This is a genomic window from Pantoea anthophila (assembly GCF_006494375.1).
Lineage (GTDB): Bacteria > Pseudomonadota > Gammaproteobacteria > Enterobacterales > Enterobacteriaceae > Pantoea > Pantoea anthophila.
The window spans coordinates 237,424-256,464 of record NZ_VHIZ01000056.1; the positions used below are offsets into that span (position 1 = coordinate 237,424).

Below are 19,041 nucleotides of genomic sequence, written 5' to 3' on the forward strand. Positions count from 1 at the left end.
ACGCTTTGCTCTTCAGGCATACCATTCCTTCCCGGTTGGGCTTGATGATTGCTGAGAGAAATCCGTGCGAAATTGCGTTGAGTGAGGGAATGGAGAGTAATGGAGTAAAGCATCCAACACATGAGTTTGCTTATTCACCAGATGCTATTAGTTGTGAATTATTCGCTTAGATGTCACAAAAAGGAGGGGATGGCGGGTAGTGGAGTAAAGCGTCCGCCGCATGGATGCGGCGGCCGAGCCTACAGGGAGGTATTTACGGCGACTTTACGGAACGCCCGCCATTCCCGACTGAATAGCACTGGTTTTTGACATACGACGGCTTCCGGGCCCTGCATCTCTCTTTTGGAGAGATGCAAAGCGCCACGAATCACTCATTAACGTTTTAACCGGTAGTACGCCTCGTTCCAGCGCAGCGCGTCTTTAAACGCAGGCAGGCGGGTGTGCTCATCAATCACCAGCACCTCGATATCGTTCATCTCGCCGTACAGATACATGTCGTCGAGCGTCAGCGCCTGGCTGAAGACCGTATGGTGTGCGCCACCCCCGAGAATCCACGCTTCAGATGCGGTCGCCAGTGAGGGCTGCGCTTTCCAGAGGGCACGGGCAACCGGCAATTTCGGCAGCGGTTTCGGCTGTTCAATCGCATCGACCACGTTCACCAGCAGACGGAAACGGTCGCCCATATCGATCACGCTGGCATTAATCGCACGACCGGCCGGGGTGGAGAAGATCATCCTCGCCGGGTCAGCTTTATTACCAATGCCCAGGAACTGCACATCGATCAGCGGCTTCTCTTCAATGGCGATCGACGGGCAGACCTCCAGCATGTGTGAGCCGAGCACCAGGTCGTTGCCGGGTGAGAAGTGATAGGTGTAATCCTCCATAAATGAGGTGCCACCTTTGCGATCGCCAGCCAGAACCTTGAAAATACGCAGCAGCGCAGCGGTCTTCCAGTCGCCTTCACCCGCAAAACCATACCCCTGACCCATCAAACGCTGCACCGCCAGACCCGGTAACTGGGTCATGCCATGCAGGGTCTGGAAGTTGGTGGTAAAAGCGTGGCAGCCTTCCGCTTCAAGGAACTGCTTCAGACCCAGCTCGATACGAGCCGCATCCAGCACGTTCTGACGCTTTTCACCACCGGCGGCGGCGACATCGGAAAAGCGGTAGAGGCTTTCATACTCGTCGATCAGCGCATTCACATCGCCATCGCTGACGCCATTGATCACCTCAACCAGATCGCCCACGCCCCAGCCATTCACCGAATAACCGAACTGAATCTGTGCGGCGACCTTATCGCCTTCGGTCACGGCCACTTCACGCATGTTGTCGCCAAAACGCGCCACTTTCAGCTGCTGACTGGCCTGCTTCGCCAGGGCTGCACGCATCCAGTTGCCCAGACGCTGCTGGCTGGCGCTATCCTGCCAGTGTCCGGTCACCACGCTGTGCTGCAGACCCATGCGGGCACCGATAAAACCGAACTCACGACCGCCGTGCGCCGTCTGGTTCAGGTTCATAAAATCCATGTCCATGCTGTCCCACGGGATCTCCGCATTGAACTGGGTATGAAATTGCAGCAGAGGCTTATTCAGCACGCTCAGGCCGCCAATCCACATTTTGGCCGGAGAGAACGTGTGCAGCCAGGTAATGATGCCGGCGCACTGCTGGTCATAGTTAGCGTCGCGACACAGGGACAGCGCTTCATCCGGTGATTTCACCAGCGGTTTAAGCTCAAGGCGCAGCGGTAACCCGGACTGATTCAGGCCCTCGACGACCTGACGCGCATGCTGTTCAACCTGGCGTAACGTTTCCGGCCCGTAGAGGTGCTGCGTGCCGATGACAAACCACACGCTGTAGCTGTTTGACTGTTCCATAAAACCACTCCTTTACTTTGCGCCTACCTAATAGGCTAATTTATTTGTCAGTCTGAACCCGGGCAGTGCTCACACAGCTGCTTTAGCAACCTGAACGCCCTGAAGTGCGGGCGAGCACAGCGAGTAATCCTCACGTACTCCGTGTACGCCTGCTTGTTCCGCGCTGTCCGGGTACAGGCTGCCTGCAACAATTACGCCTGTTGGTCCAGGCTCGTAGCGGAAGCGGGGCGGGCGGCGTACTGCGGTTCAGCCGTCACGCACCATTGTTGATAGCGTTGATAGAGTTGCTGATAGCGGGCGACACGCGCCGGATCGGGTTGCAGCGTGACGGCGATCGGGCTGGCCATCACCAGCTGCGCCTCGGCAACGCTGGCGTGAACACCGGCAGCGACGGCGGCGAAAATGGCCGCACCCAGCGCACAGCACTCATCAGAGGCGACAATATCCAGTGGCCGGTTCATCACGTCACAGCAGGCCTGCATAATCGCCGGAGATTTCCGCGCGATGCCGCCCAGCGTCAGAATGCTCTCGACGGGGATCTGCTGCTGCTCGAAGCACTCCATAATGGCGCGCGCACCAAATGCCGTCGCCGCGACCAGACCGCCAAACAGCGCCGGGGCATCGGTACCCAGATTCAGATCGGTAATCACCCCTTTCAGCCGCTGATTGGCATTCGGCGTGCGGCGACCGTTGAACCAGTCCAGCACCACCGGCAGATGGTCGAGCTGCGGATTAGCAGCCCAGGCGTCGGTCAGATCTTTAATCAGACTCTTTTGCATCTCCGCCAGCTGAGGTTTCAGCTCAGGGTGACGCTCAGCCGCCTGTTGCAGCGGCCAGCCCAGTAACCGGCTGAACCAGGCGTAGATATCACCAAAGGCGGACTGACCCGCCTCCAGCCCAATCGCTCCCGGTATCACGCTGCCATCCACCTGACCACAGATGCCTTTGATATCGCGATAGCCGACCTTTTCGCTGTCAGCGATCAGGATGTCGCAGGTTGATGTGCCGATCACTTTCACCAGGGTGTAAGGTCTGGCACCGCCTCCGACCGCGCCCATATGGCAGTCAAACGCGCCACCGGAGAGCGTGACGGTCTGCGTCAGCCCCAGACGCTGCGCCCATTCCGGGCTGAGCGTGCCGACCGGCAGATCGGCGGTCCAGGTCTCAGTGAAGAGAGGCGAGTCCAGCTGTTGCGTTAACAGCGGATCCAGCGCGTTGAGGAAATCCACATCCGGCAGGCCGTTCCAGTCGCCATGCCACAGGGCTTTATGCCCGGCTGCGCAGCGGCCACGCCGCAGTCTGTCGGGCGCGGTCGTGCCGCTTAACAGGGCAGGCACCCAGTCACACAGCTCCACCCAGGAGACCGCCGCGTCACGCACCGCCGCATCTTCCCGCGACACGTGCAGAATCTTTGCCCAGAACCATTCAGAGGAGTAGATGCCGCCGATATAGCGGCTGTAATCCGTGAAACGGCCGCTGTGACAGAGCTGATTGATCTCTTCCGCTTCTTCTATTGCGGTGTGATCTTTCCACAGCACAAACATCGCGTTGGGGTTGTCAGCGAACTCCGGGCGCAGCGCCAGTACATTGCCGTCGCGATCGATGGGCGCCGGGGTCGAACCGGTGCTGTCGACGCCAATGCCGACGACGGCGTTGCGCTGATCTTCGCTCAGGGCGTTCAGTACGCCGAGCAGCGCCTGCTCCATGGCGTCGATGTAATCCTGTGGATGGTGACGAAAACGATTGGTGTGCGGATCGCTGTACAGACCCTGCTGCCAGCGCGGGTAGCTGCACACCGCACTCTGCAGCTCGCTGCCGCTGTGACAATCGACGGCCAGCGCACGCACCGAATCACTACCAAAGTCCAGCCCAAGGGTGATGGCTCCAGCACGCATCGGAATCTCCTGTAGTTAGTTAACTCCTGTATCCTGGGTTCGGCGCGCCGGAACAGTTAGTCATGGCTGGCTGACAATATGCACTTTCCTGCCATCGGCAGTGATTTTGTGATCCATTGCAAAAGTTAAGCTCCGGTTAAATTTGCTGAATATATGGATCATTTTGTCGTGATTTTAAGATGTGATACCGCTCTACATTTTTCTCCGCCAATACCGCTAAAACTAGCCCAGCGTCTGGACAGGCTGACAACACATAGCAACCTAACGCACTGATTTATGGCTGTACCCTCAAAACAAGACCAACTGGTAGCGCTTACACCGATTCGTTATGAGCAGCGAAAAATAACCTGGTACCGGAGAGCATCATGCATAAATTCACTAAAGCATTCGCGGCCATCGGCCTGGCAGCGGTTATGTCACAATCCGCTATCGCCGAGACCATGAAGCTGGGTTTTTTAGTCAAGCAACCAGAAGAACCCTGGTTCCAGACGGAGTGGAAATTTGCCGATAAAGCCGGCAAAGATCTCGGCTTCGACGTCATCAAAATTGCCGTCCCGGATGGTGAAAAAACCCTGAATGCTATCGACAGCCTTGCCGCAAACGGCGCGAAAGGCTTCGTTATCTGTACGCCCGATCCCAAGCTGGGCTCCGCCATCATGGCGAAAGCGCGGGGCTACGGCCTGAAAGTCATTGCCGTAGACGATCAGTTTGTGACCGCCAAAGGCAAACCGATGGATACCGTGCCGCTGGTGATGATGGCCGCCACCAAAATCGGCGAGCGTCAGGGGCAGGAGCTTTATAAAGAGATGCAGAAGCGCGGCTGGGATGTGAAAACCACCGGCGTGATGGCGATTACCGCCAACGAACTGGATACCGCACGCCGTCGTACCGGCGGATCGATGGACGCCATCAAAGCTGCGGGCTTCCCGGCCGCTCAGATCTATCAGGTTCCGACCAAATCCAACGACATCCCTGGCGCCTTTGACGCCGGTAACTCCCTGCTGGTGCAGCATCCTGAAGTCAAACACTGGCTGATTGTTGGCATGAACGACAACACCGTGCTGGGCGGCGTGCGCGCGACGGAAGGTCAGGGCTTTAAAGCGGCTGACGTCATCGGCATCGGTATTAACGGCGTGGATGCGGTCAGTGAACTGTCGAAAGACAAAGCGACCGGCTTCTACGGCTCGCTGCTGCCAAGCCCGGATATCCATGGTTATAAGAGCAGCCAGATGCTCTACAACTGGGTGAGCAAAGGCGAAGAGCCGGCGAAATTCACTGAGGTCACCGATGTGGTGCTGATCACCCGTGACAACTTCAAAACTGAACTGGCGAAAAAAGGACTGATGTAACCCTGAGCCTGCCAGGCGTTTCGCCGCCTGGCATCCTGCATAGCCTGCTTCACGTCGCCCGCCCGCACAGGCCGGCGACGTGCAAGAGTGAGGATAAACATGAACACTGATTCAGCTTTTCTGTCGTTTCATGGCATCAGTAAAACCTTTCCTGGCGTGAAAGCGCTGCAGGATATCTCCTTCGACTGCCGGGGCGGTGAAGTCCATGCGCTGATGGGCGAGAACGGCGCAGGCAAATCGACGCTGTTAAAAATACTCAGCGGCAGTTATCAGCCGAGCGGCGGTGAGATTCGGATCAAAGGCCAGCCGATGAACTTTCAGCGTACCACCGATGCGCTGGATGCGGGCGTGGCCATTATTTACCAGGAGCTCCATCTGGTGCCGGAAATGAGCGTGGCGGAGAACATCTATCTCGGTCAGATCCCGCACAAACATGGGCTGGTCAACCGCCGGCTGATGCGTTATGAAGCCGGCCTGCAACTGAAAAATCTCGGCATGGATATCGACCCTGATATGCCGCTGAAATATCTGTCGCTGGGACAGTGGCAGATGGTGGAGATTGCCAAAGCGCTGGCGCGCAACGCGCGCATTATCGCCTTTGATGAGCCGACCAGTTCACTGTCGGCGCGTGAAATCGACAACCTGTTCCGCGTCATCCGCCAGCTCCGCCAGGAGGGCCGGGTGGTGCTCTATGTGTCGCATCGCATGGAGGAAATTTTTGCCCTCAGCGACGCCATCACCGTCTTCAAAGATGGCCGGTATGTGCGCACCTTTACGGATATGGCCAATACCCATCACGACGATCTGGTGCAGGCGATGGTGGGCCGTAACCTCGGCGATATCTATGGCTATGCGCCACGGCCTGTGGGTGCGGTGCGGCTGGAGCTGGATCGTGTCGAAGCGAAGGGCGTGCGGACGCCGATTTCACTGAAAGTCCATGCCGGGGAAATTGTCGGGCTGTTTGGTCTGGTCGGCGCGGGACGCAGCGAACTGCTGAAAGGCTTGTTTGGCGGCACCCGTCTGCGCGGTGGTCAGGTGATTCTGGACGGCAAACCGCTGCCGCTGCGCGAGCCGATCGACGCCATCCGTGCGGGGATCATGCTCTGTCCGGAAGATCGCAAAGCCGAAGGCATCATCCCGGTGCACTCGGTGCGTGACAACATCAACATCAGCGCCCGTCGCCACAACCTGACCGCCGGATGCCTGATTAAAAATGGCTGGGAAAGCAAAAACGCCGACAGCCATATCCGCTCACTCAACATTAAAACGCCCAGCGCCGATCAGCTGATCATGAACCTTTCCGGCGGCAACCAGCAGAAGGCGATCCTGGGGCGCTGGCTCTCGGAGGAGATGAAAGTGATCCTGCTCGATGAGCCGACGCGCGGTATCGATGTCGGCGCCAAGCATGAAATCTACAACCTGATTTATCAGCTGGCGAACCGGGGCATTGCGGTGCTGTTCGCCTCCAGTGACCTGCCGGAGGTGATGGGCCTGGCTGACCGGATTGTGGTGATGCGCGAAGGTGCTATCGCCGGTGAACTGCTGCACGACGACGCCACGGAGCAGCAGACGCTGAGCCTGGCCATGCCCAAAACCACTCAAGCGGCCGCCGTGGCCTGACAGGAGATCATCATGGCTTCATCCACGACCTCAAATACGCCGCAGCCTGCATCACGCGGCGGCCTGCAGTTAGGTCGCATCTGGGACAACTTCGGCATGCTGGTGGTATTTGCACTGCTGTTTATTGTCTGTGCGATCTTTGTGCCGAACTTCGGTTCGTTTATCAATATGAAAGGCCTGGGCCTGGCGATGTCGATGTCGGGCATGGTCGCCTGCGGCATGCTCTTCTGCCTGGCTTCCGGCGATTTTGATCTCTCGGTCGCCTCGGTGATCGCCTGCGCAGGTGTGGTTACCGCGGTGGTGATCAACATGACCGAAAGCCTGTGGATTGGCGTTGCCGCTGGTCTGGTGCTCGGCATGATCACCGGCTTTATCAACGGTTTTGTGATTGCCCGTCTTAAAATCAATGCGCTGATCACCACGCTGGCCACCATGCAGATCGTGCGCGGTCTGGCCTACATCTTCTCTGACGGCAAGGCGGTCGGCATTGAAGATGAGCGCTTCTTTGAACTGGGCTTTGCGAACTGGTTTGGCGTGCCGGCCCCGATCTGGCTGACCCTGGCCACGATGCTGATCTTCGGCTTCCTGCTCAACAAAACCACCTTTGGTCGCAACACCCTGGCGATCGGTGGCAATGAAGAGGCGGCGCGGCTGGCGGGTGTGCCGGTAGTGCGGACCCGCATCATCATCTTTGTTCTCTCCGGCCTGGTGTCGGCGGCGGCGGGCATCATCCTGGCATCGCGTATGACCAGCGGCCAGCCCATGACCTCCATCGGCTATGAGCTGGTGGTGATCTCCGCCTGTGTTCTGGGTGGCGTATCGCTGAAGGGCGGCATCGGTAAAATCTCCTACGTGGTGGCGGGCGTCCTGATCCTCGGCACCGTTGAGAATGCGATGAATTTACTGAATATCTCGCCATTCTCACAGTATGTGGTGCGCGGTCTGATACTGTTAGCTGCGGTGATATTCGACCGTTACAAACAGAAAAAAGCCTGATTGCGCGAGCCGTTGGCCCGCAGACGCTGACATCTCTGCGGGCTATCTGAACAATAACAGACTGAGTGAGGACGCTATGTATCACCGCGAATTACCGGCCGGGCAGCAAAACCCCCTGTTGCCCGGCTATTCATTCAATGCCTGGCTGGTGGCAGGGCTGACGCCCATCACCGCAGAAGGACCGCTCGACTTCTTTATCGATCGCCCGCACGGCATGAAAGGTTACATTCTGAATCTCACCATTAAAGGAAAAGGGCGGGTGTTTGATGGCGAGCGGGCCTTTGACTGCGAGCCCGGCGAAATGCTGCTGTTTCAGCCTAAGACCGCCCACTATTATGGCCGCGCACCGGACAGCCCGCAGTGGTTCCATCGCTGGGTCTATTTCCGTCCTCGCGCCTACTGGCACGACTGGCTGCGCTGGCAGGATGAGCAGGAGGGCGTCGGCCGCCTGCTGCTGCCGGAATCGCTGCGCGGTGAGTTCGACCGCCTGTTTGCCAGTATCGAACAGACACATAACTCCGGCCGCCGCTTTGCTGAAGAGCTGGCGATGAACCTGCTGGAACGGCTGCTGCTGCGTGCGGTAGAAGAAGATCCGCGCAGCCATCAGTTAATCCGCGATCCGCGCGTCATTGAAGCCTGCCAGTATGTCACCAACCATCTCGCCAGCGAGGTCAGGATAGAGGAGGTGGCGCGCCACGTCTGTCTGTCACCGTCGCGGCTGGCGCACCTGTTCCGCGAGCAGATGGGCGTTAACCTGCTGCGCTGGCGTGAAGATCAGCGGGTCATCCGTGCAAAACTGCTGCTGCAGACCACCCAGGAGCCAATCGCTTCGGTTGGCCGTGAAGTGGGCTACGACGACCAGCTTTACTTCTCCCGGGTATTTCGCAAGCGGGTCGGCGTCAGTCCCAGCGATTTCCGCCGCCGCAATCAGGATGCACACGACAGTCTGGCCGCCCAGACCGCCTGGCCGCTGGCCCGAAGTGCTATCTCTTAGTTTTTTCGGGGAATTCCGCCTTGTTCTCACCTGGTTAATGGTCTTAAATCAATCAGGTTAGCGACAACGAGGAACCAAAATGAGCGATAAATTACGTGTTGGTCTGATCGGCTACGGCTTTGCCAGTAAAACGTTTCACGCCCCGCTGATCGCGGGAACGCCGGACGTTGAGCTGGCCGCCATCTCCAGTAGCGACGCCAGCAAAGTCCACGCCGACTGGCCCGCCGTTCAGGTCGTGTCCGATCCTCAGGCGCTGCTGGACGACCCGACCTTGCAGTTAATTGTGATTCCTACCCCGAACGACACGCATTTTCCACTGGCGAAAGCGGCGCTGAATGCCGGTAAGCATGTCGTCGTCGATAAGCCCTTTACCGTGACGTTGTCACAGGCGCGTGAGCTGGATGCGCTGGCGAAAGCCAAAGGGCTGCTGCTCTCCGTGTTTCACAACCGCCGCTGGGACAGCGACTTTCTGACGCTGAAATCCCTGCTGGAGGCAGGCACGCTGGGCGAGGTGCGCTACTTCGAGTCACACTTTGACCGCTTCCGTCTTGAAGTGCGCAACCGCTGGCGCGAAATGAAAGGCGCAGGCAGCGGCATCTGGTATGACCTGGGACCACACCTGCTGGATCAGGCGCTGCAGCTGTTTGGTCCGCCGGTCGCCATCAACGTTGACCTGGCGGAGATGCGTCCGGGCGCGCAGACCACAGACTACTTCCACGCCACGCTGACCTATCCGCAGCGTCGGGTGGTGTTACACGCCAGCATGCTGGTGGCAGCGGAATCCGCCCGCTATACCGTCCACGGCACGCAAGGCAGTTACATCAAATATGGTCTGGACCCGCAGGAAGATCGTCTGAAGTCGGGGAACTTCCCGCCACAGGAGGATTGGGGTTATGACATGCGCGATGGCACCCTGACGCTGGTTGAGGGCGATGCTCTGACGGAAACCACCCAGCTGACTCAGCCGGGAAATTATCCGGCCTATTATGCGGGCATCCGGGATGCGATCGCCGGACGCGGAAACAATCCGGTCACCGCGGAAGAGGCGATTCAGGTGATGGAGTTGATCGAACTGGGTCTGCAATCCGCCGAGAAGCGCCAGACGATGTCGCTGAAGCGCGTCTGATCCGCAGCGTGTGACGCAGCACTGAAAACGGGCCGGATTTCCGGCCCGTTTTGTTAGCGGGAGCAACTGTGAGATCAAGACAGCGCAGGGAACAGGGTCAGATCGGAAAGTCGCAAAAGCCGCCATCCCTGGCTCGCTCGGCCCGCGCCGTCCTGGCGCGGGACGCTTTCCTCCTCTGCCCCTGTTTCCTGCGCGTTAAGCCTGTGCGTGTTTGTCATATTTTCCGGGAGTGGAGGGATGGCAGCAAAATAACGGGCCGGATTACCGGCCGGTTATTTATGGCTTACAGGCAGATTACTGCACGCGGGCGCGGATAGCCGCTTTCTCTGCTTCGCTGAGGAACGCAATCGTCAGACCGTTTTCCTGCGCCTGACGGATCTGTGCGGTGCTCAGTCCCGCTGCCGGGGCGGCATGATAATACTCGTGGGCGAGTTCAATCCCCTGAACCGCCGGGTCATCGGTGTTGATGGTCGCCAGAATGCCATGCTCCAGGAAGGTTTTCAGCGGATGCTGTGCCAGTGACGACACGGTGCTGGTCTGAATGTTGGAGGTCAGGCAGGATTCAATGCCGATATGATGCTCCGCGAGGAAATCCATCAGCGCGCGATCTTCAATGGCTTTCACGCCGTGGCCGATACGCTCCGCGCCCAGCTCCCGAATCGCCTGCCAGATGCTCTCCGGGCCGGCCGCTTCACCGGCATGCACCGTGACGCGGAAACCGGCGTCGCGCGCCTGATTAAAGTGGCTCAGAAACTCACTGCCCGGAAAGCCCAGCTCATCACCCGCCAGATCGACCGCCGTGATGTGATCGCGATGGGCCAGCAGACCATCCAGTTCACTCAGGCAGGCCTCTTCGCCAAAGGTGCGGCTCATGATGCCAATCAGGCGCACATCAACATCATGCTGCTGACGGCCGGCACGCACGCCGTCGATCACCGCTTCAACCACGCCGGCAATCGGCAGATTGTGGGTCATCGCCATATAGCCTGGCGAGAAGCGCAGTTCGGCATAATGAATGCCCGCACGGGCTGCATCTTCCACATTTTCCTGCGCAATCCGGCGGCAGGCGTCCAGGTCGCCCAGCACTTTCACGCCCCAGTCGAGCTTTTGCAGAAAGCTCACCAGATCGGGTTCATTCTCGCCAACCTGCACATGCGGGCGCAGGGTCTCCAGCGTTGAGGCGGGCAGGGCAAGGTTAAACTGGCGGCCTAAATCGAGAATGGTTTGTGCACGAATGTTGCCATCAAGGTGGCGATGAATGTCAGTCAGAGGAATTTTAGAATCGATCATGGCGCACTCGCTGAGTTGTCGGTGAAGTGCAGAGCATTATAAAAATATCTTGCGCAACCACGCCAGTTATTTGCGCAACAGCGGTGCCGGATGCTGCTTAATTACGCACTACCGGTTTTAAACGAGGGGGCCTGGGCCTTCAGGCATAAAAAAGGCGACCCGAAGGTCGCCTGAGAGGGGCTCAGAAAATTACTGTGGCATCCCTTCGCTGGTTGGCATGCCCAGCATATAGCGGGACAGGAACTGTTCCAGCGTCATCTTATCGCCGTTCATGTTCACCTGGCCGTTAGCGTACTGCAGGCTGGTCACGATATTGTTATCCTGCTGCTGAGTAAGACGGAACATCTGCCCCATGGCTGCCAGACCTTTCACCTGCTGATCGGCCAGCTTCTGTGCGTCATCCGCCTGATAACCTTCGGCCAGACCCACTTTATGCATGGTTTCGGTCGCCATTGGCATATTGATGGTCAGCTTGCTGTCCAGGGTTTTCAGCACCCGATCCACCATCGCGCTGAGACTCTGCGCTTCGCCGGTCACAGTCGACGGATCGTTGAAATTCGCCGTCAGGTTAAAGGTGCTCTCGCCTTTATCATTTTTCCAGCTCAATGGCGCGATGCTGACAGAGGGCGAGCCCTTCAGCAGCAGGGGCAGATTGCTCATCAGAATCTGATGGACGCCCGCCTGATAACGCATCGGGTCCTCGGTAATCCCCGGCTGATTCAGCAACGTCTGCATCTGCGCATTGTAACGATCGGAGAAGGCTTTCACCGCCTGCGCATCAAACTGTGACAGCTTCATCTTCAGCGCCGCCTGACCAAAGTCCTGCTTCTGGAGCTGCACGCTTTCCACTTTATAATCGATATTGCCGCCAATCTTGCCGTTGCTGTTATCGAAAGAGGAGCTGCCTTTCATTTTGTGAAGCGTCAGAGCGTCCTGACCGTTGATGCTGGCATTGACCTTCTCAATATCCACCGCCTGGTCACCGATCCGCACGCCTTCCGGGCTGAGGTGCGTATTCCCGCTCAGTTTCAGTCCATTGACGATAAACAGAACCGGCTGGCCCATCTCATTTTTAGTGGTCAGTGCCAGGCTATCGACGTCACTGTCCAGCGAGACTTTATCGCCTTTATTGTCCGCACTGACATTAAAGGTTCCGCCATTGGTCGCCAGACGCTCACCGGTTTGTGCATTCTGATAATCCACGGGCAGTATGCGCAGCGCCGTATCGGTAGCACCGCTGTAGCCAATGCGGGTATCTGCATTAATCAGCGACTTATTGCCGGTCAGCTCAAACAGCTTCTTCACCGCATCGGTGTTAGCCAGTTCGGTATGAACCGACGCCATGCTCGGGATCAGATTGAAGTGCTTAAGCTGAGCGAACGGGAAGGGGCCATGGTCGATGGTTTCATTCAGGATAACGCTCTGACCCGGCTTCAGCAGGGGATTATCTTCCGTCTGCGAGTCAGCCTGCACCACCAGGTTTACTTTACTGCTGAACACGCCGCGCTGGTAATCCTGATAGCTGATCTTCAGTCGGCTGTTTGGGGCATAAGCATTCAGCTGAGCATTGGCATTCTGTACCAGCTCATCCCTGTGACTTTCGATTTGCTTGCCGGTGAACCATGCCGCGCCTGTCCAGATCACGCCCAGTGCGATGATGACACCTACGGCAACATTGGTCTTTTTCATTGCTGATTCGTCCTTATCCTTGAGTCCGCTTATGCCGCAGGTTAACCCCGACGACCGAAGAAAAACGCCCGCAGGCGTTTAGCGCTAATAGATTGAAATAATAGCAGTTAACCGCGATGCCGTCAGCCGCTTCACCCTAACTCGTTAAATACCCGTGCCAGCCGGCCTGTCCCGGCGACCGTAACCGGCGATTCGCTGGCCGCAATAAAGCATGATTCGCCCGGCTTCAGGGTCAGCTGCTGCGCCTCGCTGGCGATCACGGCCTGACCTTCAATACAGAACAGCACCGCGGCGCTCTGCTGCGCCAGCGGCTGCGGTTCTGCATTCAGGGTATGAATGGCAAAGGCAAAATCTTCCACCGGGATTGGGAAGCACAGCGCGTTACCCTGCTGGACCGGCTGGGTCAGTAGCGCGCTGGCAGGCTTCTCCTCAAATTTCAGGTTCGCCATCAGCTCAGCAATATCGATATATTTCGGGGTCAACCCGGCGCGTAAAACGTTATCCGAGTTCGCCATCACCTCCAGCGCCACGCCGTTAAGATAGGCATGCGGAGTTTCGGCATAGAGGAACATCGCTTCGCCCGGCTGCAGGGTAATCACATTCAGCAGCAGCGGGGAAAACAGTCCGCTGTCGTCCGGGTATTCCGCCGCGATAACGCGGATGGTCTGCCAGGGCTCACCCTGTTGAGCGTCAAGTGCGGATTTCAGCACGCCCAGCGCCAGCGATTTGGCGTCCCCCTCCAGAGAGAGCAGCGTCCGGAAGAGGGTGGCCAGCGTCTCCCTGTCGGGATGCTGCAGGAAGTGGGCAATCTGCGGATGTGCGCCCGCCACAGGCTCCAGCAGGGAAACCATCTCCGTCATGGGACGAAAACCGTTCATCGCCTGAAACGGGGTCAGCGCATAGACCAGCTCCGGCTTATGGTTAGCATCTTTGTAATTGCGCTCGGCGGCCGTCAGTGGAATACCCGCCGCGTTCTCACGGGCAAAGCCCGCTTCCGCGGCGTGTTTGCTGGGATGAACCTGAATGGAGAGCGGCTGGTCGGCGCACAGCATTTTGAACAGGAAGGGTAACTCACCAAAACGCTGTGCCACCGCCTCGCCCAGCATGGCGTCAGGCGCAGCATCAATCACGTCGCGCAGCGAACGTTCGCGGCCCTGATCCATAACGGCAGAGGGACTTTTCGGGTGTGCACCCATCCAGAGTTCCGCCATCGGCAGACCCTCCGGATTCGCGATACCGTAGAGCGCCGTCAGCGCAGTTTTACTGCCCCACGCATAATTCTGCAGCGAGTTGTTCATTTTTTGCATCGTTTAACTCTTTCTCACGGAGAATAATTGCCGGTATTAAAGCAGAAACTGGCAGTGAAAATACATATCCAGCGCAAAAGGACGCTAAGCTCTGATAATGTTAAATTATTGTGTATTACTATCCTGAACGCCCTGGTGCCAGACGCGAAGCGCGGCCGGGCGGTCATTTTTAAAACCAAAGCTAAGGAGACGTATTCATGGCAGCCAACCGCATTGAGAAAGATTCAATGGGTCCCATCGACGTACCGGCAGACAAACTGTGGGGCGCGCAGACGCAGCGCTCGCTGGAACACTTTCGCATTTCAACAGAAAAGATGCCGACGGCACTGGTTCATGCTCTGGCGCTGACCAAGCGCGCCGCGGCGAGCGTTAACCGGGATCTGGGGCTGCTGCCTGCTGACCGCGCAGACGCGATTGTCAGCGCGGCAGATGAGGTACTGGCTGACAAACATGGTGATGAGTTCCCGCTGGCAATCTGGCAGACCGGGTCCGGCACCCAGACCAATATGAACATGAATGAAGTGCTGGCGAACCGCGCCAGTGAGATCCTCGGCGGGGAGCGGGGGATGTCGCGCCTGGTCCATCCCAATGATGATGTGAACAAGAGCCAGAGCTCCAACGACGTTTTCCCGACCGCCATGCACGTTGCCGCCGTGATCGCCCTGCGTGAACAACTGATCCCGCAGATCCACGTGCTGAAAGCTACCCTGAGCCAGAAGTCCGACGCCTTCAAAGATATCGTTAAGATTGGCCGTACCCATCTGCAGGATGCCACGCCGCTGACCCTGGGGCAGGAGATCTCGGGCTGGGTAGCGATGCTGGAGCACAACCTGAAGCATATCGAGCAGAGCATTCCTCACGTGGCAGAGCTGGCGCTGGGCGGAACCGCCGTCGGCACCGGCCTCAACACGCACCCGGAATATGCGGTGCGCGTGGCGAAGGCGCTGGCCGAGCTGACGCAGCAGCCGTTTGTCACGGCCCCTAACAAGTTTGAGGCACTGGCCACCTGTGATGCGCTGGTGCATGCGCACGGCGCGCTGAAAGGTCTGGCCGCGTCCCTGATGAAAATCGCCAACGACGTTCGCTGGCTCTCATCCGGCCCGCGCTGCGGCATCGGGGAAATCGCTATTCCGGAAAATGAACCTGGCAGCTCAATCATGCCGGGCAAAGTGAACCCGACGCAGTGTGAAGCGATGACCATGCTCTGCTGTCAGGTGATGGGCAATGACGTCGCGATCAACATGGGCGGCGCATCCGGTAACTTCGAGCTGAACGTTTTCCGTCCGATGGTTATCCATAACTTCCTGCAGTCGATTCGCCTGCTGGCGGATGGCATGGACAGCTTCAACCATCACTGTGCGATCGGCATTGAACCGGTGCGCGAGCGAATCGATCAGCTGCTCAACGAGTCACTGATGCTGGTGACCGCGCTCAATACCCATATCGGGTATGACAAAGCGGCCGAAATTGCCAAAAAGGCGCATAAAGAGGGGCTGACTCTGAAGGGCTCAGCGCTGAAGCTCGGCTATCTCACCGAAGAGGAGTTTGACGCCTGGGTGCGGCCGGAAGAGATGGTTGGCAGCATGAAGTCGTAACGTGATGCGCGATGAGGCCGGTTCGTTCCGGCCTCTCTGTTAAACCGGGCAGTCAACCCAGAGGTGCAGCCGGGGGATCAGCAGATTGAGCGGCTCAGCGGCCGGTTTATGACGATAGGTAATGTTATCGGCGTCATAGTTGAGCAACTCGCCCAGTACCGGAACCTGACTGCGATCGCGGCAGATCACCAGAATCGGTGACGGGCAGGCCAGCTGAGTCTGCTTTTTCTCCTCTGCGCGCCAGACGCGCGCCACCGGCTGGACTTTCACCGGACGCTTGATCTTCAGGCGGGCTGATGCGGGCAGGGCGCGCACGCTGGCCAGCTCCTCCTGCACTTTCTCAGCCCATTGTTCGCGCGACCACGGGGCCTGGGCGCGTCCCGCCTTGAGGCTTTTTTCCAGCTGGGCAATGACCTCTTCGCGCTTAAGATTTTTGATGATGTGTTTGTTGGCCCAGCCAAACCGCAGACTGTCCGGGGCGCTGAGCAGGGTGATGGTGCGATAGGCATTGAGGGTAATCAGCCCGCGCAGATGCTGGTGAACGAACTCGAATCGCGCTTCACTCGGCAGGCCGGACTCCACCGTAATCAGCTGCTCCAGCCGGGCTTTCAGCTGGTTAATGAGATCGACCAGCGCGCCGATCTCCGCTTCCCGTTCTGCATCGCATTCAATGCAGAGGGCACCGGGCAGACGCACGGCGGCCTTGGTACTCAGTTGCTCTGACTGATGCTGCATAAAGAGGCGGCAGTAGTGGTCGAGCGCCATCTTCCGCGCGCTGTCGCCCAGATGCTGCTCAACGGCAATGCGGGTTATCGCGTCATGCTCGCGACCTTTCACCACCGGCGGCAGGCTGAAAACGCGGGCGATCAGCAGCGGCTGCGCTTCAATCTGCTCCCGCAGTTCACCCAGCGCCTGCTCCAGGTCGTTAACACATTGATGCATATCAGCCACTAAGTCGTAGCGCGTCATGATGAGCCTCCATAGTTACAACGTCCACAATGTGGCAGAAGCCAGCGGCAGTTGCAAGCGCTTTATAGTTACAACATACTTTAAATCTGCTATACAAAAACGTGCGGGCTGCCAGTCATCAGGTCAGAAGTGCGTGATGCATGCAGGCTGCCTGCGGAACATGATATAAAACGGTTTGCCTGCTAACGAAGAGAGTCGATGTGAATCAGAACATTAAACCGGGCATCGCCGCCATTTTTACCCTGGGCTGTGTACAGATACTTTCCTGGGGAGGCTCGTTCTACCTGATGGCGGTGATGGCAAATCCCATCGCGGCTGAGACAGGCTGGTCCCAGCAGTGGATTTACGGTGCGCTGTCGCTCGGGATTCTGGTGTCGGGCCTGCTGTCACCGCTGGCAGGCAGAATAATAGCCCGTACCGGTGGCCGTCTCCTGCTGGCACTCAGTGGGCTGGTGATGGCGGTGGGGCTGGTCATCATGGCGCTCAGCCACGCGTTGCCACTGTTTCTGTTTGCCTGGGTCATTATCGGCGTGGGTATGGCGATGGGCCTGTATGATGCACTGTTTGCCACGCTGGGCACCTGCTATGGCGGTCAGGCTCGGGCTGCCATTACCGGCATCACGCTGATTTCCGGTTTCTGCACCACGCTGGCCTGGCCGGGAACGGCTCTGCTTATCCACGGTTTTGGCTGGCGTGACGCCTCGCTGATCGTTGCTGCGCTGATGGTGGCGTGCGTGCTGCCTGCTTATCTGTTTGCCTTGCCTGCCGGTCATCTCACCCGGTCATTAAAAAAGCGTCCGGCGCAGCCAGCTACGGCAGAGATCGCGCCAGCGCTGTTCTGGCTGCTCTGCGCCATTTTTACTCTGGCTTCAGTGATCATGACCGCCGTTTCAGTGCAGCTTATTACGCTGTTGCAGGCGAGTGGTCACACGCTGGCTTCGGCGCTGGCGATCAGCGCCGTGATCGGCCCGTGTCAGGTGGGCTCCCGTATTGTCGATGTCGCTTTTAAACGCAGCCATCCTATCCGTACCGCCTTTTTTTCTGTCGGGCTGGTGGCGCTGGGCCTGCTGTTGCTGGCATTAATGCCGCAGATGGCGCTGCTGAGTATGGTGCTTTATGGCGCAGGAAATGGCCTACGTGCCATCGTGCGTGGAACTTTACCGCTGGCGATGGTCAAACCAGAGTCTTACGCCATTGTGATGGGTAAGATGGCGCGCCCGGCATTGATGGGGCAGGCAATGACGCCGCTGATTGGCGGATATGTCTTTGAAAGCATGGGCGCAACGGCGACGCTGTGGTTGCTTTGCGGCCTGGCAATCTTTAACGTGGTACTGGTGATAGCGCTGAAGCAGCAATTACCGGCGGCATCGCCCCGTTCTGCGTGAAGGCGTCCGGCTCCAGATTCCGCCGGAACAGGGCAGTGAACAGGCTAAGCAGCTTGTGCTATCGGGCCTCTGCCTTTGGTGAATACGTGCCTTGTGACTGCCGGTTTGCTTCAAAAAAGCAACAGTGTTTGTTATATTTATTGCTCATTGATTGTTCATTTATGCGGCAATAAAACAAGAAGATGCACCGCAACTCAGGATAAATAAATGCTTGATTACCGCTTCCCGACAGCTTTGCAAATGGTTCTGAGCGTAGCGATGGCGGAGCAAATGGGAAAACGCTCTACCAGCGCGATTCTGGCCTACGGGCTGGAAGCGAATCCCAGTTTCATACGAAAATTGATGGTCCCGCTGACCCGTGATGGCATTATCGTCTCCACGCTGGGCCGTACCGGCTCGATTCATCTGGGCCGTCCGGCTGCGGAGATTACCCTCAAGGATATCTATGTCTCCGTCATTGAGGATAAAAAAATCTGGGCTGCGCGTCCCGACGTCGCTCCGCGCTGTCTGGTCAGTGCTAACCTCTGCTGGTACTTTAAATCGATAGCCGATGAAGCCGAGCAGGCGTCACTGGATGTGCTGGCAAAACGCACCGTCGCCGATGCGCTGAATGAGCTGAAAAAGCGCGATACCAGCAACTGCACCGCCGTACCGGAACCCGAAGAGATTGACGATCTCTGCAAAAAAAGCCGCTGATGAGCGGCTTTTTTTATGCCAGTAAATAGTGATGCCTGCCTCAAAAACACTTAAAGCTGATAGCTCTCTGCCTGACACCGTTCTTCACGATCAATAATTTAAGATTATGAAAATTATGAAATATTATTTTTACCCGTCATCCGAAATCATTTATGAATAGTTTTATGTCAATATGTTTTCTGACTTTGGTTGGATCTGAAACCTGAAAGATCGATACAATCTGGCTGTGTATCTAATGGTCAAATGAGGTTTCATT

14 protein-coding genes are annotated in these 19,041 nt (G+C 57.6%); 8 read left to right on the top strand and 6 right to left on the bottom strand.

The window, feature by feature from the left end:
• Positions 1 to 374: 374 nt before the first annotated feature.
• Both araA and FJW00_RS18435 read right to left on the bottom strand, forming a co-directional pair.
• On the bottom strand, positions 375 to 1,874 hold the full coding sequence (araA, locus tag FJW00_RS18430; protein WP_009090330.1) for an L-arabinose isomerase: 1,500 nt from the start codon (positions 1,872 to 1,874) through the stop codon (positions 375 to 377).
• A 191-nt stretch (positions 1,875 to 2,065) separates the two neighbouring features.
• Positions 2,066 to 3,769 (bottom strand): ribulokinase, encoded by a 1,704-nt coding sequence (locus FJW00_RS18435; protein ID WP_140925268.1) that lies wholly within the window; start codon positions 3,767 to 3,769, stop codon positions 2,066 to 2,068.
• A 365-nt stretch (positions 3,770 to 4,134) separates the two neighbouring features.
• Here FJW00_RS18435 and FJW00_RS18440 point away from each other — a divergent pair, with 365 nt between their 5' ends.
• From FJW00_RS18440 to FJW00_RS18460, 5 genes are all read left to right on the top strand, one after another.
• The gene (locus FJW00_RS18440) at positions 4,135 to 5,118 is read left to right on the top strand and encodes an arabinose ABC transporter substrate-binding protein (RefSeq protein WP_009090326.1); all 984 of its coding nucleotides are present in this window, start codon (positions 4,135 to 4,137) and stop codon (positions 5,116 to 5,118) included.
• A 99-nt stretch (positions 5,119 to 5,217) separates the two neighbouring features.
• Positions 5,218 to 6,738 (top strand): L-arabinose ABC transporter ATP-binding protein AraG, encoded by a 1,521-nt coding sequence (gene araG / locus FJW00_RS18445; RefSeq protein WP_058958391.1) that lies wholly within the window; start codon positions 5,218 to 5,220, stop codon positions 6,736 to 6,738.
• Between the two features lie 12 nt (positions 6,739 to 6,750).
• Positions 6,751 to 7,734, top strand: coding sequence for an L-arabinose ABC transporter permease AraH (araH, locus tag FJW00_RS18450; protein ID WP_009090322.1), 984 nt, complete (start codon positions 6,751 to 6,753; stop codon positions 7,732 to 7,734).
• 76 nt (positions 7,735 to 7,810) lie between these two features.
• Positions 7,811 to 8,728 (top strand): arabinose operon transcriptional regulator AraC, encoded by a 918-nt coding sequence (gene araC, locus FJW00_RS18455; RefSeq protein ID WP_009090320.1) that lies wholly within the window; start codon positions 7,811 to 7,813, stop codon positions 8,726 to 8,728.
• 79 nt (positions 8,729 to 8,807) lie between these two features.
• Complete coding sequence (locus FJW00_RS18460; protein WP_009090319.1) at positions 8,808 to 9,854, top strand: oxidoreductase; 1,047 nt, start codon at positions 8,808 to 8,810, stop codon at positions 9,852 to 9,854.
• Between the two features lie 294 nt (positions 9,855 to 10,148).
• On the opposite strand, the gene add is transcribed toward FJW00_RS18460, so the two are convergent.
• From add to manA, 3 genes are all read right to left on the bottom strand, one after another.
• Positions 10,149 to 11,144, bottom strand: a complete 996-nt coding sequence (add, locus tag FJW00_RS18465) for an adenosine deaminase (protein ID WP_140925271.1) — start codon at positions 11,142 to 11,144, stop codon at positions 10,149 to 10,151.
• Positions 11,145 to 11,333: 189 nt separating this feature from the next.
• On the bottom strand, positions 11,334 to 12,833 hold the full coding sequence (locus FJW00_RS18470) for a YdgA family protein (protein ID WP_140925273.1): 1,500 nt from the start codon (positions 12,831 to 12,833) through the stop codon (positions 11,334 to 11,336).
• A 131-nt stretch (positions 12,834 to 12,964) separates the two neighbouring features.
• Positions 12,965 to 14,140 carry a mannose-6-phosphate isomerase gene (manA, locus tag FJW00_RS18475; protein ID WP_140925275.1) on the bottom strand — a complete coding sequence of 392 codons (1,176 nt, stop codon included), beginning with the start codon at positions 14,138 to 14,140 and terminating at the stop codon, positions 12,965 to 12,967.
• Positions 14,141 to 14,337: 197 nt separating this feature from the next.
• Here manA and fumC point away from each other — a divergent pair, with 197 nt between their 5' ends.
• Positions 14,338 to 15,735 (top strand): class II fumarate hydratase, encoded by a 1,398-nt coding sequence (fumC, locus tag FJW00_RS18480; RefSeq protein WP_009090312.1) that lies wholly within the window; start codon positions 14,338 to 14,340, stop codon positions 15,733 to 15,735.
• A 39-nt stretch (positions 15,736 to 15,774) separates the two neighbouring features.
• Here fumC and tus read toward each other — a convergent pair whose 3' ends face one another.
• Positions 15,775 to 16,704, bottom strand: coding sequence for a DNA replication terminus site-binding protein (gene tus / locus FJW00_RS18485; protein WP_009090311.1), 930 nt, complete (start codon positions 16,702 to 16,704; stop codon positions 15,775 to 15,777).
• Positions 16,705 to 16,904: 200 nt separating this feature from the next.
• On the opposite strand from tus, the gene FJW00_RS18490 reads away from it, so the two are divergent.
• Both FJW00_RS18490 and FJW00_RS18495 read left to right on the top strand, forming a co-directional pair.
• A complete protein-coding gene (locus FJW00_RS18490; RefSeq protein ID WP_140925278.1) occupies positions 16,905 to 18,089 on the top strand; it encodes an MFS transporter in 1,185 nt (394 codons plus the stop codon).
• A gap of 207 nt (positions 18,090 to 18,296) precedes the next feature.
• Positions 18,297 to 18,785 carry an RrF2 family transcriptional regulator gene (locus FJW00_RS18495; protein WP_140925280.1) on the top strand — a complete coding sequence of 163 codons (489 nt, stop codon included), beginning with the start codon at positions 18,297 to 18,299 and terminating at the stop codon, positions 18,783 to 18,785.
• Positions 18,786 to 19,041: the final 256 nt, after the last annotated feature.

Bases quoted from the DNA above. Each gene is read 5' to 3' on its own strand.
- araA (WP_009090330.1), bottom strand. From the start codon at position 1,874: ATGGAACAGTCAAACAGCTACAGCGTGTGGTTTGTCATCGGCACGCAG.
- FJW00_RS18435 (WP_140925268.1), bottom strand. From the start codon at position 3,769: ATGCGTGCTGGAGCCATCACCCTTGGGCTGGACTTTGGTAGTGATTCG.
- FJW00_RS18440 (WP_009090326.1), top strand. From the start codon at position 4,135: ATGCATAAATTCACTAAAGCATTCGCGGCCATCGGCCTGGCAGCGGTT.
- araG (WP_058958391.1), top strand. From the start codon at position 5,218: ATGAACACTGATTCAGCTTTTCTGTCGTTTCATGGCATCAGTAAAACC.
- araH (WP_009090322.1), top strand. From the start codon at position 6,751: ATGGCTTCATCCACGACCTCAAATACGCCGCAGCCTGCATCACGCGGC.
- araC (WP_009090320.1), top strand. From the start codon at position 7,811: ATGTATCACCGCGAATTACCGGCCGGGCAGCAAAACCCCCTGTTGCCC.
- FJW00_RS18460 (WP_009090319.1), top strand. From the start codon at position 8,808: ATGAGCGATAAATTACGTGTTGGTCTGATCGGCTACGGCTTTGCCAGT.
- add (WP_140925271.1), bottom strand. From the start codon at position 11,144: ATGATCGATTCTAAAATTCCTCTGACTGACATTCATCGCCACCTTGAT.
- FJW00_RS18470 (WP_140925273.1), bottom strand. From the start codon at position 12,833: ATGAAAAAGACCAATGTTGCCGTAGGTGTCATCATCGCACTGGGCGTG.
- manA (WP_140925275.1), bottom strand. From the start codon at position 14,140: ATGCAAAAAATGAACAACTCGCTGCAGAATTATGCGTGGGGCAGTAAA.
- fumC (WP_009090312.1), top strand. From the start codon at position 14,338: ATGGCAGCCAACCGCATTGAGAAAGATTCAATGGGTCCCATCGACGTA.
- tus (WP_009090311.1), bottom strand. From the start codon at position 16,704: ATGACGCGCTACGACTTAGTGGCTGATATGCATCAATGTGTTAACGAC.
- FJW00_RS18495 (WP_140925280.1), top strand. From the start codon at position 18,297: ATGCTTGATTACCGCTTCCCGACAGCTTTGCAAATGGTTCTGAGCGTA.